Raw genomic sequence first — 14,395 nt, 5'->3', positions numbered from 1 at the left:
TGAGACGCGACATGTCGCGTCTGTACTGGATTTTTCTTTGGCTTTCGCGCCCCATTCAAGGCTGGGAAGGCAGATCTACAATTATTCACTGCCCATCAAAACCAATTCTCAATTTTTCATTCCTGATTTTTAATTACTATTGCCCGGTAAAAACCGTTGGAGCTGCCTGCTAGGGGCCTTTGCAGCACCTGCTATTGTGTTGGAAGGTGGGACTGACCTTATTTCCCTTTTAAACGGGAGTACAACTCCCTCAGAACGAGGGGTTGAAGGTTTTTAAAAGCCCTCTACTACTAATCCGGGGGTGTTCATTTTTTCACCGATGAAAAAATAAACGAAAAAAATCGCCGGCGGAGGTAAACTTGACCTGAAGGGGGCGTCGCTCCGCTAAAAAAATCACAGATTTTTTCTTCACGCTCCCCTCCGCACCCTTCCGGGCGGTCAACTTTACCAAGGCCGGGAAAGCCAGGCTGCCATTTTCCGCTGCCCACCAAGACCCATTCTTCATTCTAAATTTTAAATTCATCATTTCCCTTCCGCCCTATAGAAATTTTTGTGGAGTAAAGTGCCCGGAGCCAGAGCGTAAAGAAACCATTGTTGTCTGAGATCCGCGTTTTTAAGCGGATCGAGTTCAATGGTTATAGCGGCGGCGCAGGAAACGCCACAAAAAATTCTCAGGCGGCGAGTTTTTTGGGTTCGTTTTTTCCTCGTCGAAAAAATGAACAAGAAAAGAAGCGAATAAAACTCCAAAAGAAAGAGAGACCTATTCCTATAATACAGGTGTTCCTTTTGGCTTGACCCAAAAGGAACTCAACAATCAAGGCTGGGAATGGGGCACCCGCTCCGGCCTGTACAGGCGTGGATGTTGATGGTCCGTCCCGCTGGCTGCCTGCTATCAAGGTTCTCACCGGTGCAACATCCACAACCCCCTGCGTCGGCCTCCGCGCCCCATTCAAGGCCGGTTGGCATTTATGGCCTCTTCCTCATCAGACAGAAATTCTTCCGGTAGGAGAATGGTGCTATAACTCGTTCATACGACCTCCTCCTTCGAAATTCATCTTTCTTAATTCTACATTCATCATTCCCATCCCCCGCCGGCGATTTTTTTGGTTCCTTTTTTTATCGATGAAAAAAGAACAAAGAAAAGTGATAGGGTGGCTTAATAAAACAGAAAAGTATTTCCAATTCGTTAAAAAAGAAATTGTACCATCCCATATATCAGCAGGGTGGGAATATAGGCCGACAGGCGGTCTCTCAGTTTTTGCAGCGTTCTCCTCATATGCGTTTCCACCGTTTTTATCGATATGTCGAGATAGTCCGATATCTCCCGGTAGGTGAGCCCCTCTTTTCTGTTTAGCTCGAATATTTCGCGTCCACGGGGCGGCAGGTTGGCAATCTCCGCTTTAACCGCCTCAATAAACTCCCGGTCGTCTGACTCCCTGTGATGGATTCGCTGAAAAAAATCTTCCCGCTTCTTCTTTTTGGCCTCCGATATATACCGGTCTACAATTTTTTGGTGTTTAATATAATCCAGTGCCTTGTTTCGGGCGATCTCGAATAAAAATCCTCGCAGGTGCCCGGAGGGACTCAGGTTTTTGCGATCGTCCCACACATCGGTAAAGACCTCTTGTACGATCTCTTTGGACAGCTCCTCCGAACGAACATACTTCCATATATACCGGCACAGGGGCGTGTGATACTTCAGGAAGGCGATCTCGAAGGCATACTCCTCTCCCTCGCGTATGCGCTGGATAAGTAATTTTTCCCCGTTTTTACCAGGCTTCTTCCTGCTCATCCTTTATCCCATACTATGACGGCTGTTGTGTTTGCACTGCTATCCCAAAATTAATCCCTTTTTTAAACCTACGGCTGCTGCAACCAAAGTGCTACTCTAATAATCCCGTTTTTATGTTCCGGCAGTTTTCCAACTTTTAACGGAGCAATAGCTCCCGGTTTCTCAGTAATTCCCCCCTCTTAAGGAGATCCACTCCAGCTCAACCACGAGCTGGGTGGATACTTAGGGTTTAGGGAAAAACGTTCCCTTCCAGCTACGTAGATTGTGAATCATCATGTCTCCAGAAATAATCCTGCTTCAAATTATTCTCTGACTATTCGGAAAGGGTTACGATTGAAAAGCCGGCTACCCTTACATTTTTATCCAATAAACAGAATTTTAAGTTTTCAGCAGGAGGCAAGATGCAAACTTACGGTTATTAGCTACATTCCCCTGAATAAATGTTCGTTTTTGGGCCGTATAAAAATGAACAGGGAAGGATGGTTAGAAAGCCCCAACAAGAAAATAGTAGCAGTTTTTTTAAAGAAGAGGTGTCCCTTTTGGCTTGATCCAAAAGGAACGTAAAAAATCAAGGCAGCGAATGGGGCAAACGCTGCAGCCTGTGCAGGCGTGGATGTTGATGGTCCGTCACACTGGTTGCCCGCTATCAAAGCCATCACCGGTGCAACATCCACCCCCGCCTGCTTCGGCTTCCGCGCCCCATTCAAGGCCGGAAAGGCCAATCTATATTTTTGCTCCATCTCCTCGTCAGACAAAAGTTCTTCCGGTTTCGGAATAATTGCTTAATACGTTCATACGATCACCCCTTCGAAATTCATCATTTCTAATTCTTCATTCATAATTCCCATCCCCCGCCGGCGATTTCATATGGTTCGTTTTTTCATCGATGAAAAAATGAACTTCCCTGTCATGATCTCACCGTCTCAGCTGTCCAAATTTGAAGGTCATGGTTGCGGCGATTCCGGAAAAATCACCGTCACTAAAGCCCGCCCTGCTAATGCCGTTGGTAAATCGATAGCTCAGTCCCGCTGCAATGCGGAAAAAACCGGTGATATTCAACTCGATATTGGCGCCCGGTTCAAACAGGAAGAAGGAATCTTCGCCTTCATATTCCATGTCGTTGTCCATTCTCGTACTCAAACTGCCACCGCCAACCATGGCCGACACGGTATAGTGAATGAGCCGATGCGATCGGTCGTAGAACTCCACTTCTACCCCGCCGTAACCGATATCCGTGTAATAATCGGTCCCGGGCTCGCCATAATTGGGATCGGGCACTTTGTGATCGGTGGCAAGACCGAATCCCCCGCCACCCAGCGAAATGGCACGCCCGCCCTGTTTCAGGTTGATAAGCCAGGCACCCCGGCCTCCGACCCATACGCCCGGGGTGCCCGCCACATCGCTTATCTTGATCACGGGACCTCCGAATCCGCCGTGAGATGCAACCCCGTCAAACAGCGTTTCAGTCTCCTGGCCGTGGATTTGCTGAATTGCCGATAGACTCAACAGAAGTGCGATCAATAGAACAACCTGTTTTTTCATACGTGTGTTCAGTTTTTCTATTAGCTTTTTTATTCGATCCGTATATCGCAATTACTTTTAAGAGGGCTTAACAAAACCCTCACTTATTCGTTCTGAGGGAGTTGTACCCCGGATTTCTCACGAGTATTTTGGATAGAATCATGTAACTTTATGAATGACCATAACTTATACCGTTTTTTACTGCCAAATTATCATTACAGTATGTAATAGGCTGCGAAATTGACCTTTTAGCTGCGTTGAACGTTGAGCCTGCCGGTAAATGACACAAATCGATGCGTGGCAGGCTCATTTTCTTTCGCAGAAACCTGTTACTGCTCAGCAGAGGGATCAAGAAGCGCATCAATGATGTGAACAATCCCGTTGGTGCCGGCCAGGTCGGGTTCGGTGACGACTGCATTCCCGTTGATGGTTATGGTATCCCCTTCTCGTCCAATGCTGATCTCTTTGCCGTGAACCGTCTCAATCGTTTGACCGTCGACGAGGTCATCCGCTGCTATTTTACCGGGAGCGATGTGATAGCTTAACTGGCTTTCCAGCTCCTGCGGGTCGTCGGGCAGCGACTGCTCTTCAAATACGGACTCCGGGGCCACAAAAACTGTATAGCCCTCTTCATGATCCTCCTGCAGCATCGACGCCATTTCGGCCTCCCGGATGCCCTCCTCAAAAGTCTGGAGCGCGTACCGCTTGCCAATAATATCGAATACGGGAAGAAACCGGTCCGGCAGTAACACCTGATCCACGGCGTGTACGAGTCCATTGGTAGCCTGTATATTACCTGCAATGACGGCGGTCGTATCGTTAACGTAGATACTGTCGTCAAGTACAAAATAGAGATTGCCTCCCTCCCGAGTCTCCAGCGCCTGGCGCTCTTCAAAATCGCTGCCATAGAACTCATCTTCAATGATGTGATACTCAAGAATCCCGGCCATCTGATCGTTGGAAAGGGTATCCCTCATTTCATCGGGCAAATTGTCAAATGCCTCGTTGGTCGGCGGAAATACTGTATAAGGCCCGGTACCGGTCAACACCGATTCCAGCTCCGCATCCTCAACCGCCTCTACAAAACGCTCCAGTTCGGAATAGCTCTGCGCGGTTTCCATAATATTGAGCTGCGGCTCCGAACCGGACCCACTGTTAAGATCACAGGCAGCAAAGGTTAGTATCCCCAGTATACAGGTGGCTGAATAAATATATTGTTTTATGCTTGTAACGGTAGTCATAGGTTCCCTTTTGAGTTGATTAAGATTTTACTCGTTAAATAACCGTTCAGTTATATTCCTTTTCAGGCTATTTTCACTAAATAATACACACTCGGTAAAGGGTGTAACTAACGTGAGTTCTACTGGCTTCCAGCCTTAACATTGTTTCTTAATTTCCTGGGGCAGGTCTTTAATGAGGCTGTCCTTTTCCGGGGGGATTAAGAATTAAAAATGAAGAATGAAGAATAAGTAATGATGAACAACGCCGCGTCAACCTGACGAATTTCTGTCTGACGAGGAGACAGGACAAAAAATATAAATCGGCTTTTTCGGCCGTGAATGGGGCGCGGAAGCCGAAGCAGGCGTTTGTGGATGTTCTGCCGGTGAGGACTTTGATAGCGGGCAGCCGGCGCAACGGACCATCAACATCCGCGCCTGCACAGGCTGCAGCGTGTGCCCCATTCGCCGCCTTGATTGTTGAGTTCCTTTTGGATCAAGACGAAAGGGACACCTCGGTTGGGAAAACAGCTTTTTTATTGGATACTACCTGACCAGCTGTCCCTGTTAGTTTACTCCCGGTTTCAAATTCACTTCAATGGTGGGATGGGCCTCCGGGGCGTAGATCGCATTCATCACTGTAAACGGCAACGTTACGTTGTTCCGTTTTTCTTCTGTTTTGACCAGCAGGGTTTTGGTGCTGTTGGGTTCAAGGGTGAACAGGTTCGCATCTTCGTGAAAACTGTAGGGACTTTCGTTTTTGAGTATAAATTCCGAGTGGGTGGGGTTTTTAATTACCACTTCCAGCACCGAGGTGTCGCCCCGGTACCCCGCCGACTGAAACCGGATCGACTCTTCCAACAAGGGAACAAGATACTCGGAGTGGCCGATAAAGGTATCTTTAAACCAGACTACCGTGCGTCCCTCCACCAGTGCCTCCTTAATGCTCTGCTTGGTTTCACTCTCGGCAAAAACAAGCGTAATGGACCGGTGGCCGCCGTGCGGGATATCATACTCCCAGTCCGTAAGACCATGAATATCCGAAGTGCCCATAATCGTCAGGTCATGGTCGAGTGCGATCTGCAGTGCTTCCTCCGAATAGGTCTGCACGTTGACCACCTCAATACCGTGGAGGAGCCCCTTGCTGATCAGCTGCCGGTGCATATCGCTGAGCCGGGCAATTCCGTCTTTCCGCTGGGCGGTCCAGTGCGGGTGATTCCAGAATACAAACGCGCCCTGCCGGTTGGCCTCCTCAAACGACTCCATCGCGTCATCCACCAGCAGCTTGTTGGCATCTTTTACAAATACCGCGTTCGAGTGACCGGGCGGCATATCCCGCGTAATCTCCGACCCGTTCACCACTGTCAATCCGGTATTTTCCGCGGAATTCATTGCCACTTCGTACGACCGGTTTCTGTCGGGATGCGGAATATCCTCTTCATGGGGCTGATACTCCAGGTGCTCTGTAAATGCGACTACATCGAGCCCCTCGCGCAGCGCCTCCTTCACCCGGATATCGGGCCACACGCTGCCGTCCGAAAATACGGTGTGCATGTGAAAATCTGTTTTCAACGTGTGATATCCCGGGATGTCGGGGAAGGTGATTTTTTGGTCATGCTCGTGATCATGGCCGTGGGTATGGCTGTGCCCGTGCCCATCTGTCTGGCCAAAGACAGGCAGGGCAAAGAGCGCGGAAAGAATAAGAATAGAGAAAACTTTTATAACTTTATCCATAAGAATAAAAGGTAACGTTAGGAGGTTAATTAACTATAAACAGTTTGTTAACACTGTTTTATTACCGGGTAGAGCAGAACCTTCCATTTTGTTGGGAGGTAGATTGTACTACCGCCCCTGGTGACCGTTAAAACGGGAGTACAACTCCCTCAGAACGAGGAATTGAGGGTTTCGCAAAGCCCTCTTTAACAAGTACGATTTAAATAAAATAACATAACGCGTGAAAGATAACAGCCCTATTGCCGGATCATGCTTCTTAATTTCAGATATGCAACAGGGGCGTCCGTATGTATCCCCCCGTTCTTCCAATTCTCTATTGACAGCAATATGAACTCGATCAAAAAAATTCTTGTCCTGGCAATCGCCCTGCCGGTTGTACTGGTTCCCGCTGCCGCCAGCGGACAGGTTGATCTCAACCAGCTGGAACCGGAGGAGTACTTCGATTTCTGGGTAGGCACCTGGGATCTTACCTGGGAAGCTCCCAACGGGGTGATAGAAACGGGAACCAGCACGGTTGAGAAGATCCTGGATGGCAATGTGCTGCTGGAAAACTTTGAGGCAAAATCAGGACGTTTTGCCGGTTACGAGGGAAAGAGCTTTTCGGTCTACCAGAAAACAACGGGCAAATGGCGACAAACATGGGTGGATGACAGCAGCGAGTACATCGACTTTGAAGGGGTGTTTGAAGGAAATAAACGAATATTCACCACGGAAGGTCCGGGCACAGATGGAAACCGCCTGCTGAAAAGGATGGTTTTTTACAATATTACGGACAGCTCCTTTACATGGGATTGGAAAACCTCTCCTGACAGCGGTCAGACATGGAACCTGGCCTGGCGTATCCATTACGAAAGGAAGCTGTAGTATCTCGACGGATTTTGACCAGAAATCCGTTCCTGACCGGTCCCCGGTCCTTTTTCAGGGTTGTACTATTTTATAATATATTACAGCTTCGTTTTCGGAGTGCCGCACGCTTCGATCGTGATCAAAAACCTAATCGCATTATTACATCATGACTTACCAGGAAATTACAGACGGCAACAGCCTAATAGAAAACTTCATGGACAGCACCATTAAGATTGAACAGGAAGATGTCAAGGATATACCGCTGGCCTTTCTCGCGACGGAAGATCTGAAATTTCACATCTCCTGGAAATGGCTGATGCCGGTCGTCATCAAGATTGAGGAGGACCTGGGACATACCGTCCATATCGCTGGCAATCGCTGCCAGGTGGTGGTCGATGACGACACTATTTTTGAGGCGGAAGCGGACAAAAAGCTGGAAGCCGTCTGGAAAGCGATCGTCGACTTCCTCGATGCGCAATAACGCATTGAAGGGCAAAACCGTAGTGCTTTGAATTTCTTTGTTAGCCCGGATTATTCACCAAGAAATTTAGTTGTGCACGAGGCGAAGGGGAAATGACCGCGCAAAATTGAGCTGCCGGTTATTCTCGCTATATACAATAATATCAATGTCTCAAGCTGTAATAAATTCTGTTTCGTAAATAATCCGGGTTAGCTCATTAGGTATAACGGGTTTACCAAATACCCTGGATCTAAGTTCAATTATTATAAGGAGGAGCCGTTTCGGTTTCCGGCCCCTCCTCTGTTTATCCGATTACCGTATTTGTTGCCAGACCTGGTGTTGCCTGCCCTACTTGTAGGTGACAACTCTTCCCCAGATGTCGTTGGTGCCCCATATGCCCTGGCGGGTGGTCTCAAGCTGTACAATCTGGCTGTGATCCACGAAAAGGTTCACTTCGGGACCGTAGTTTTTGATATACCACTTGAATACCCTGGGGTCGGCCGCTTCAAACATCAGCTTTTCGAGCCCCAGCCCGTTGATAAACCGGGCAGGCACTTCCACTCTCCAGGGATCGGCATTTTCTGTGATTCCCTCGGATTCAATCATCACAAGGTAGGCACCCGCATCAAGGAAACGTTTGGCCTGTTTTACGGCATAATCCACATCCTGCACTCCCTGGTTTTCGAGCGCCTCCTGCGCGGTGTCGCCGCCGGCACCAAACTGGATACCGATTTCCGGCTTGGCTTTAAGTCCGGCGGACTGCACATCCTCGATCAGCCGCAGCCAGTCGTCGGAGGGAATGGAGATAAAGCCGGTAGAAATTTCGATGATATCAAAACCGAGCTCCCTGCACTCCCCGATGTACTTTTTGACTGCGTCTCTGCCCTGCGTCACTACATACTCCATGAACCCGCCGGTGGAAACCAGCGTGCCATATTCGTGTGCCAGGTCGTTGATCTCCCGGATCTTCTCTGGATTCATAAAGGTGAAGGAGCCTCCGGCAAACTTGATGCTGTCTACATAGTTGCCGCTGGTCTCCAGGATGTCACGAAAGTACCGGGGACCAAAGTTGGAATAGTAGGCCGCACGGATTTCTGTGAGACCGCTGGTTCGCGGCTTTGTTTCACGATCGTTGCGCTTGAGCCAGTCAAATGCGATTGGATTTACCTTGAAGTCTTTGGTTTCTGTTTCCATGGTCTTTCTCCTTTTTTGCTGTTTGGTGAGTTGTTCCAAAAAATTCTGTTCAACAATTTCTGTTCCTTCATTGAATACTCGGATCTCTCCGGTGAACTGTGGCCGGCCCGTCACGAAGCTGCCACGGGGTGGACGCGGGCAAGCAGTGCGGTTAAATCAGTAACCTGGTACTGCTCAAAATTCCTGACGAGATCGACAACCTGCTCCTCCAGCTCCGGCTCCACAAAAGGGCCGGCCAGGTGGTGAAATTTTTCGCTGATGAAATCCCAGGAGGCGGGTCGCGTGTGAAACCCCTCGTAGTCATGCTTTTCGATACTCACCGCTTCCCCGTTTTTAAAGTGGATGGTGATATCGCAGGCTTCTTCGCCGGGGAAGCGGTCGGAGTATTCCTGTTTCTCGCGGACTTCCACTTTTTGCAGCAGCGACTGGATATCCCCGCGCCGGATCCGCTCAGGCTTGTACTGGGCGGGCAGGACATTGCCGTCAAGCAGCGCCGCCGAAATCATATATGGCAGGCTGTGGTCGGCCTCCTCCTTGGTCCGGATATTTTTCTTGTCTCCCTCTTCTCCGCCGCCGATGATATGGTATGCCACATCAAAGGTATTGAGCTCGATCTTCTCAATCGTATCGGGATCGATATCGTGACGCTCCCGAAGCTCGATTACCCCCTCCAGGGTCGACTGTGAATGGATCTCCGCATTGTATTTTTTGATGATGGTGGAATTCACCCGCTCCAGGTCCTCATTTCTCCAGTCGATATAAAACGGGCCGGCGATCGACTCCTCAAACCCCTTGTTGCCTTCAAAAACTTCTTCTGGCCCGGTGATTCCCCGCATCGCCAGGAAAGCGGCATGGGTTGACGTCCACCCGGCAGATGGGAAGGCCAGCCCTTTCCAGTTCGAGAGGGTTCCCGTGCGGCTCACGCGTAGCGCATTGTAGGCGGTTCCGGCAATCGCCAGCGCGTTGGCGGCCTGCGCGGCATTGAGTCCCAGTGCCGCAGAAGCGCCCGCCGCCGCGCTGTACGACCCCTGCACGGTGTGATCAAATCCTTTATCGCGGACCGGGGCTTCATCGTTCAGCCGGCACTGCACCTGGTAGGCGACGCCCAGGGCCGTCAAAAAATCTTTCCCGGAGCGATCGGCATATTCTGCGGCGGCCAGCACGCTGCCGATATTGTCTGAGGGGTGACCTGTTTCATTTTTGGCCAGGTAGCTGTCGTTATAATCCAGGTAGCGCACCAGGGCCGAATTGTAGAATGCCGCCCGGTCGGGAGCGGTCTTGCCCCCGCCGATGAGGGTGGCCAGCGGGTTGCCCCCGAAATCATCAAGCTGCGCCTTGATTCGCCGGGGCGGGGCTCCCTCCTGCGCGCCGATGGCACAGGCAAGTGAATCAAGGAGCCTTATTTTAAGCTCCCGTACTGCCTCTCCCGACAGGTCTTCAAATTTTTTTCCGGTAACGAATGTTGCCAACTCTTCAATTCGGGTCATCATTGATCCTCCGTTTATTGTTCATCGTTCACTAGCCAAGGAAGCCTTATTTAGAACGATTCTCAATAAGGGAGAGGCGATTACTGCCATCGCCTGAATCGATGAGGGTCAGCCGAAAACCTCGAGCTGGGAGGGAAGGTTGTTCAGGATTTCGCGGCGTACGACCTTGGTCAGGCGCTTTTTCTGGAAACCGCGCGGCGTGACCATGCTTATGGTGCGGGAGGGAACCGGGGGCTCAAAGCGGCGAACCATCTCTTTTCGGCGGTTGCCCATGTACATGCAGGCCAGCTCCGGCAGTAGCGTGAGTCCCCCGTTCAAATCAATAATTTTGCGAATGGTTTCCAGGGAGCCGCTGGTGTAGGTGATATTTTTTAATTTTTTGACCAGGGAGATCTCCGCTCCCGTTTCTCCACTGTCCACAAAAAGGTTACGGATCTCTTCGTGCAGGATCGTCTCCTCGAGGGGAATATCCGAGACCTTGATTTTTTCGTGAGCTGTCAACGGGTGATTCCGATCCAGATAAACCACGAATGGCTCTTTGAAGAGGGGCGTTTCGTAGGCATTTTCCCTGCGGTAGGGTGATATGATGATACCCATATCCAGGCGCCCTTCTTCGAACTGCTCTTCCATCTCCTGCAGGCCCACTTCCGAGATGAAGAGTTCCAGCCCGGGATACTTTTTTGACAGCGACTGAATAAACAATGGTACCAGGTAGGGAGCCAGGCTCTGCTGCACCGCCAACGTCAGTGAGCCGACCGGCTCGTTGTCTTTTTTCCGGGCAATTGAAATGAACTTTTCCTTTGCTTCCAGTATCTCCCGCGCCTGCTGCAACAGGTCCTCTCCTTTCATGGTGGGAACGACGGGATGGCGGGAGCGGTCAAAAATGACGATATCAAATTCCTGCTCCAGCCGCTGAATTTCCTTGCTCAGCGTAGACTGGGCGATGTCGCAATGTTCAGCAGCCTTGGTAAAATTTCGATAGGTATCGACCGCAATAATATAGTTCAGCTGATTAAAATTCATCACCCTTGGTTTACCTGGTGTTTGGGATGTTTTCTTCAGAGTTGAAGGACGTGCGTTCTATAACTTAGATGGCATCCGCCATCGGAGGTTCACTGTTGTCCAATACTGATTTCTTTCCTCCCGGTAATAATAACGCGTTTATCGGTTAAAAAATAACTCCGCTCTCTTCAGCCCGTATTTATCACGATATAGCTTGGGATAAATTTAACCTAATGGCAGGCAAAAGGTTACAATATATCTTATGACAAGATGGAACTTTTTACTAACGAGAATCTAAAGGTCCGTTTTTTGATCATTCAAAATATGAACACCCTGTTTCACCGCTTATAAATTAACCTGAGTTCGGCATAATTGTCTCAACCGGATGCCTGTTTGCCTTGAAATGGCAAGGAAACAGTCCCTCCTTGAGGAGGATGGGCCAATCGCATGGGTCTGGCGATTGGGTCGGAGGTGCAGGTATATCCTAGAATAACACCCGAGGCTGAATGAATATAAAAAACGCGGCGTCGATGTTATGTTTACCGGCGTCAAGGGGCCGGTGCGGGATATCTTCAGACGTTCCGGCCTTGACGACGTCATAGGACCCGACCAGTTCTACCTGGATATCAGTCACGCTGTGGAAAACCTTGAGGAAGAAAGCGAAGAAAAATCACACCTGGCCTGAATATCGCTCTGAATAAGAGTAACGAGGAGAAATTCTCATTCCCGTACAATGTCCAACGAGTATGTGGCTGAATGCTTCGTCTCACGCCTGGATAACCACAGTATTCAACGCATCACTGCCATTTTAAGCTATGCCAGGTTTTTCGGTATCAACGGATGCAGCTTCTTCCTTTCGACTTTTTTCCGCTAGCTCGATAGCTGATTTATATAAAACGACCCGTAAAACTTCATTTTTACCTATATCAAAATATATTTTCATATGCGATACTTCTCATAAAACGATTTATATCCCATCAGCCGGGCGGCCGGTAGTAACAGAAAATTGAGGATTTTTTGAAGCCAAACCGGAGGCCCTTCCCCGAGGTAGGAGTCAAAATACTGGTTAGACAGGGCCATCTGGAAAATCATCCGGGGAGGTTCGGCGTTTTTTTCGTCTTCGTCCATAAACCCGTAAATCTGGCTGAGGTACACAACAAATTGGGCCGGCATAATCACTTCACACACCACGGGCTCATCCGCCGGGTTCGAGGGTTTGTGGGGAACTCCCCGCGGAATGGTAATCTCTTCTCCGGGACCGAGCTTCTGCTCCTCCCCGTCCATGGTAAGTGTCAGTTCACCCGACCGGATTTTGTAGTATTCATCCCACTTGGTTTGAATATGCACCGGAGGCCCATTGGCATTAGGATTGAATGTCAACTTAAGCTGCAGGTTATCACCTTCCCGGCTCAACACCTCTAGCTTGTTTCCTCCTCTCCTGGTCTCAAAGACATCACCCGGCTCAAAATATCGCTCTGGGTCGGGTCGGGTTTCCGGGAAAATAATCAGGTGAAAGAGGTAGCCTACAGACAAGTAACTCGCGATGAATAATCCAATTCCGAGAAGTATCATCATTGATCCTGGTTTATTAGAGCTTGTATTTTTCGTAATAAGATTTGTATCCCATCAGCCTTGCCAGAGGCACAAGCAGAAAATTTTGCACTTTCTGGACCATTACCGGGGGACCCTCACCCAAATACGAGTCGAAATACGGGTTGAACATGGCCATCTGGAATATGATCTCTGGCGGCGTGGCATTATCCGGGTCTTCCTCCAGAAATCCGTAGGCCTGATTCAGATACACCACAAATTGAGCCGGCATGGCCACCCCGCTGATTACCGCAGGTTCATCAAAGGAGTTATAGGGTCTGTGGGGAGTCCCCGGCAGAACCGTAAACCGCTCTCCGGCTTCGAGCACTTTTTCTTCTCCATTCACGTGCAGATTTATCTTCCCAGATTCAATGATAAAGGTCTCTTCCCAGCCGGTATGGATGTGAAGGGGAGGCCCCTCCGAATGGGGAGCGACTTCCAGCGTGAGAATCAGATGGTCTCCTTCCTGTCTTTCAACGGTTAAGGTGGTTCCGCCTGCCTCAGAGTCGATCACATCTCCGGGTTCAAAGTAGGTTTCAATATCGGGCCTGGCTTCGGGAAAGACGATGAGGTGCAGGAAATATCCCACCGAAAGATAGCTGGCAAGAACCAGCAAAATTCCGAGTAATACTCTTTTAAGACTATCCATAACCGGGATTTCCTCTTTTTTATTGAACATAGCTCCCGGCTGGAATAAAGTATTGTAAAAATGTTACCTGCAGCTTAGCTTACGATGCTTTTCGGGGATATTTCTTGATTTCAGATAATCAGACGGGGTGAAACCGGTGTATCGTTTAAAATCCCTGATGAAATGACTCTGGTCGTAAAAACCATATTGACAGGCTATGCGGGCCCATGAAATCTGGTCTGTGTTGTCGATTTCCTTTAATACCCGGTAGATGCGGTGGATTTTCTGGTATTGCTTGATGGTAAGTCCCGCTTCTTCCTTGAAACGCTGAACCAGGTGCTTACGGGTGAAACCCGTTTTGTCGGTAAGCTGTTTGACCGTGAGCCCTGGCTTCCGGTTGAATTGATTGAGGATAAAATCGGAGATTAGTTGCGAATTATGATTGGTTTTGGGCTCTATACTCTGGAGCCATTTTTTTAAGATTTGAAAACGTTTAATCGTTGTTGGCGCTTCTTGAAGAGTTGAAATGAGGGCTTCCAACTCCCTGTCCATAATATCTTCAAGTTGCAGTACATGATCGGTAAACGATTTTTGAGGAACTCCCAGCAATTTGTAATACCCGTTTGGGGTGAACCGTATACTTATGAAATGACAGTTCCGGGGATGCCAGGCATTCACAAATTCCGTTTTGCTGCCCTGAATGGTGCACTGCTCGATAACGGCTGTTTTGCCCCTTACATTTCCCCGAATCGGCTGTGCAAGATTAATAAGAATTTCCGGGGTATTTCGCGGGTAGAGCCGCTTGGTGGTTTCCACGGCATGGCCCCGAACTTCAACGATATCCTTAATAAAACCCAGAAGAGTCGGGCTGCGGAATTTAGTAAACGCCAGGTTATGAATGGTTTTCTGCTTGAACATTACCCT

14 protein-coding genes are annotated in these 14,395 nt (G+C 49.2%); 3 read left to right on the top strand and 11 right to left on the bottom strand.

Going from position 1 to position 14,395, the window contains the following annotated elements:
* Positions 1–1,186: 1,186 nt before the first annotated feature.
* From ACG2F4_RS09750 to ACG2F4_RS09730, 5 genes are all read right to left on the bottom strand, one after another.
* A complete protein-coding gene (locus ACG2F4_RS09750) occupies positions 1,187–1,792 on the bottom strand; it encodes an RNA polymerase sigma-70 factor (RefSeq protein WP_395260233.1) in 606 nt (201 codons plus the stop codon).
* A 422-nt stretch (positions 1,793–2,214) separates the two neighbouring features.
* Positions 2,215–2,547 (bottom strand): hypothetical protein, encoded by a 333-nt coding sequence (locus ACG2F4_RS09745; RefSeq protein ID WP_395260232.1) that lies wholly within the window; start codon positions 2,545–2,547, stop codon positions 2,215–2,217.
* Between the two features lie 160 nt (positions 2,548–2,707).
* Positions 2,708–3,334, bottom strand: coding sequence for a hypothetical protein (locus ACG2F4_RS09740; RefSeq protein ID WP_395260230.1), 627 nt, complete (start codon positions 3,332–3,334; stop codon positions 2,708–2,710).
* A 308-nt stretch (positions 3,335–3,642) separates the two neighbouring features.
* Positions 3,643–4,554 (bottom strand): fasciclin domain-containing protein, encoded by a 912-nt coding sequence (locus tag ACG2F4_RS09735; protein ID WP_395260229.1) that lies wholly within the window; start codon positions 4,552–4,554, stop codon positions 3,643–3,645.
* A gap of 543 nt (positions 4,555–5,097) precedes the next feature.
* Positions 5,098–6,264: an Sb-PDE family phosphodiesterase gene (locus ACG2F4_RS09730; RefSeq protein WP_395260227.1), complete on the bottom strand. Its 1,167-nt coding sequence runs from the start codon at positions 6,262–6,264 to the stop codon at positions 5,098–5,100.
* A 327-nt stretch (positions 6,265–6,591) separates the two neighbouring features.
* On the opposite strand from ACG2F4_RS09730, the gene ACG2F4_RS09725 reads away from it, so the two are divergent.
* A complete protein-coding gene (locus ACG2F4_RS09725; RefSeq protein WP_395260225.1) occupies positions 6,592–7,128 on the top strand; it encodes a hypothetical protein in 537 nt (178 codons plus the stop codon).
* A 148-nt stretch (positions 7,129–7,276) separates the two neighbouring features.
* The gene (locus tag ACG2F4_RS09720) at positions 7,277–7,591 is read left to right on the top strand and encodes a hypothetical protein (protein WP_395260223.1); all 315 of its coding nucleotides are present in this window, start codon (positions 7,277–7,279) and stop codon (positions 7,589–7,591) included.
* A gap of 327 nt (positions 7,592–7,918) precedes the next feature.
* On the opposite strand, the gene ACG2F4_RS09715 is transcribed toward ACG2F4_RS09720, so the two are convergent.
* From ACG2F4_RS09715 to ACG2F4_RS09705, 3 genes are all read right to left on the bottom strand, one after another.
* A complete protein-coding gene (locus ACG2F4_RS09715) occupies positions 7,919–8,764 on the bottom strand; it encodes a phosphosulfolactate synthase (RefSeq protein ID WP_395260221.1) in 846 nt (281 codons plus the stop codon).
* A gap of 110 nt (positions 8,765–8,874) precedes the next feature.
* Complete coding sequence (locus ACG2F4_RS09710) at positions 8,875–10,251, bottom strand: MmgE/PrpD family protein (RefSeq protein ID WP_395260237.1); 1,377 nt, start codon at positions 10,249–10,251, stop codon at positions 8,875–8,877.
* Positions 10,252–10,359: 108 nt separating this feature from the next.
* Entirely contained in the window at positions 10,360–11,274 is a 915-nt protein-coding gene (locus tag ACG2F4_RS09705) for a LysR family transcriptional regulator (RefSeq protein WP_395260220.1), read from the bottom strand.
* 481 nt (positions 11,275–11,755) lie between these two features.
* Here ACG2F4_RS09705 and ACG2F4_RS09700 point away from each other — a divergent pair, with 481 nt between their 5' ends.
* Positions 11,756–11,938: an STAS domain-containing protein gene (locus ACG2F4_RS09700; RefSeq protein ID WP_395260235.1), complete on the top strand. Its 183-nt coding sequence runs from the start codon at positions 11,756–11,758 to the stop codon at positions 11,936–11,938.
* Positions 11,939–12,192: 254 nt separating this feature from the next.
* Here the strand turns inward: ACG2F4_RS09700 and ACG2F4_RS09695 are convergent, their stop codons facing one another.
* From ACG2F4_RS09695 to ACG2F4_RS09685, 3 genes are all read right to left on the bottom strand, one after another.
* Positions 12,193–12,828, bottom strand: a complete 636-nt coding sequence (locus ACG2F4_RS09695) for a cupin domain-containing protein (protein WP_395260217.1) — start codon at positions 12,826–12,828, stop codon at positions 12,193–12,195.
* A gap of 13 nt (positions 12,829–12,841) precedes the next feature.
* Positions 12,842–13,492: a cupin domain-containing protein gene (locus ACG2F4_RS09690; RefSeq protein ID WP_395260216.1), complete on the bottom strand. Its 651-nt coding sequence runs from the start codon at positions 13,490–13,492 to the stop codon at positions 12,842–12,844.
* A 63-nt stretch (positions 13,493–13,555) separates the two neighbouring features.
* On the bottom strand, positions 13,556–14,389 hold the full coding sequence (locus ACG2F4_RS09685; protein WP_395260215.1) for a helix-turn-helix domain-containing protein: 834 nt from the start codon (positions 14,387–14,389) through the stop codon (positions 13,556–13,558).
* Positions 14,390–14,395 lie beyond the last annotated feature (6 nt).

The sequence above is a fragment of the Halalkalibaculum sp. DA3122 genome (genome assembly GCF_043951865.1).
GTDB lineage: Bacteria > Bacteroidota > Rhodothermia > Balneolales > Balneolaceae > JAMQKA01.
This window is presented reverse-complemented; position numbering and strand designations above follow the sequence as displayed.

Coding starts and splice junctions, on each gene's coding strand:
- ACG2F4_RS09750 (WP_395260233.1), bottom strand. CDS start 1,792: ATGAGCAGGAAGAAGCCTGGTAAAAACGGGGAAAAATTACTTATCCAG.
- ACG2F4_RS09740 (WP_395260230.1), bottom strand. CDS start 3,334: ATGAAAAAACAGGTTGTTCTATTGATCGCACTTCTGTTGAGTCTATCG.
- ACG2F4_RS09735 (WP_395260229.1), bottom strand. CDS start 4,554: ATGACTACCGTTACAAGCATAAAACAATATATTTATTCAGCCACCTGT.
- ACG2F4_RS09730 (WP_395260227.1), bottom strand. CDS start 6,264: ATGGATAAAGTTATAAAAGTTTTCTCTATTCTTATTCTTTCCGCGCTC.
- ACG2F4_RS09725 (WP_395260225.1), top strand. CDS start 6,592: ATGAACTCGATCAAAAAAATTCTTGTCCTGGCAATCGCCCTGCCGGTT.
- ACG2F4_RS09720 (WP_395260223.1), top strand. CDS start 7,277: ATGACTTACCAGGAAATTACAGACGGCAACAGCCTAATAGAAAACTTC.
- ACG2F4_RS09715 (WP_395260221.1), bottom strand. CDS start 8,764: ATGGAAACAGAAACCAAAGACTTCAAGGTAAATCCAATCGCATTTGAC.
- ACG2F4_RS09710 (WP_395260237.1), bottom strand. CDS start 10,251: ATGACCCGAATTGAAGAGTTGGCAACATTCGTTACCGGAAAAAAATTT.
- ACG2F4_RS09705 (WP_395260220.1), bottom strand. CDS start 11,274: ATGAATTTTAATCAGCTGAACTATATTATTGCGGTCGATACCTATCGA.
- ACG2F4_RS09695 (WP_395260217.1), bottom strand. CDS start 12,828: ATGATGATACTTCTCGGAATTGGATTATTCATCGCGAGTTACTTGTCT.
- ACG2F4_RS09690 (WP_395260216.1), bottom strand. CDS start 13,492: ATGGATAGTCTTAAAAGAGTATTACTCGGAATTTTGCTGGTTCTTGCC.
- ACG2F4_RS09685 (WP_395260215.1), bottom strand. CDS start 14,389: ATGTTCAAGCAGAAAACCATTCATAACCTGGCGTTTACTAAATTCCGC.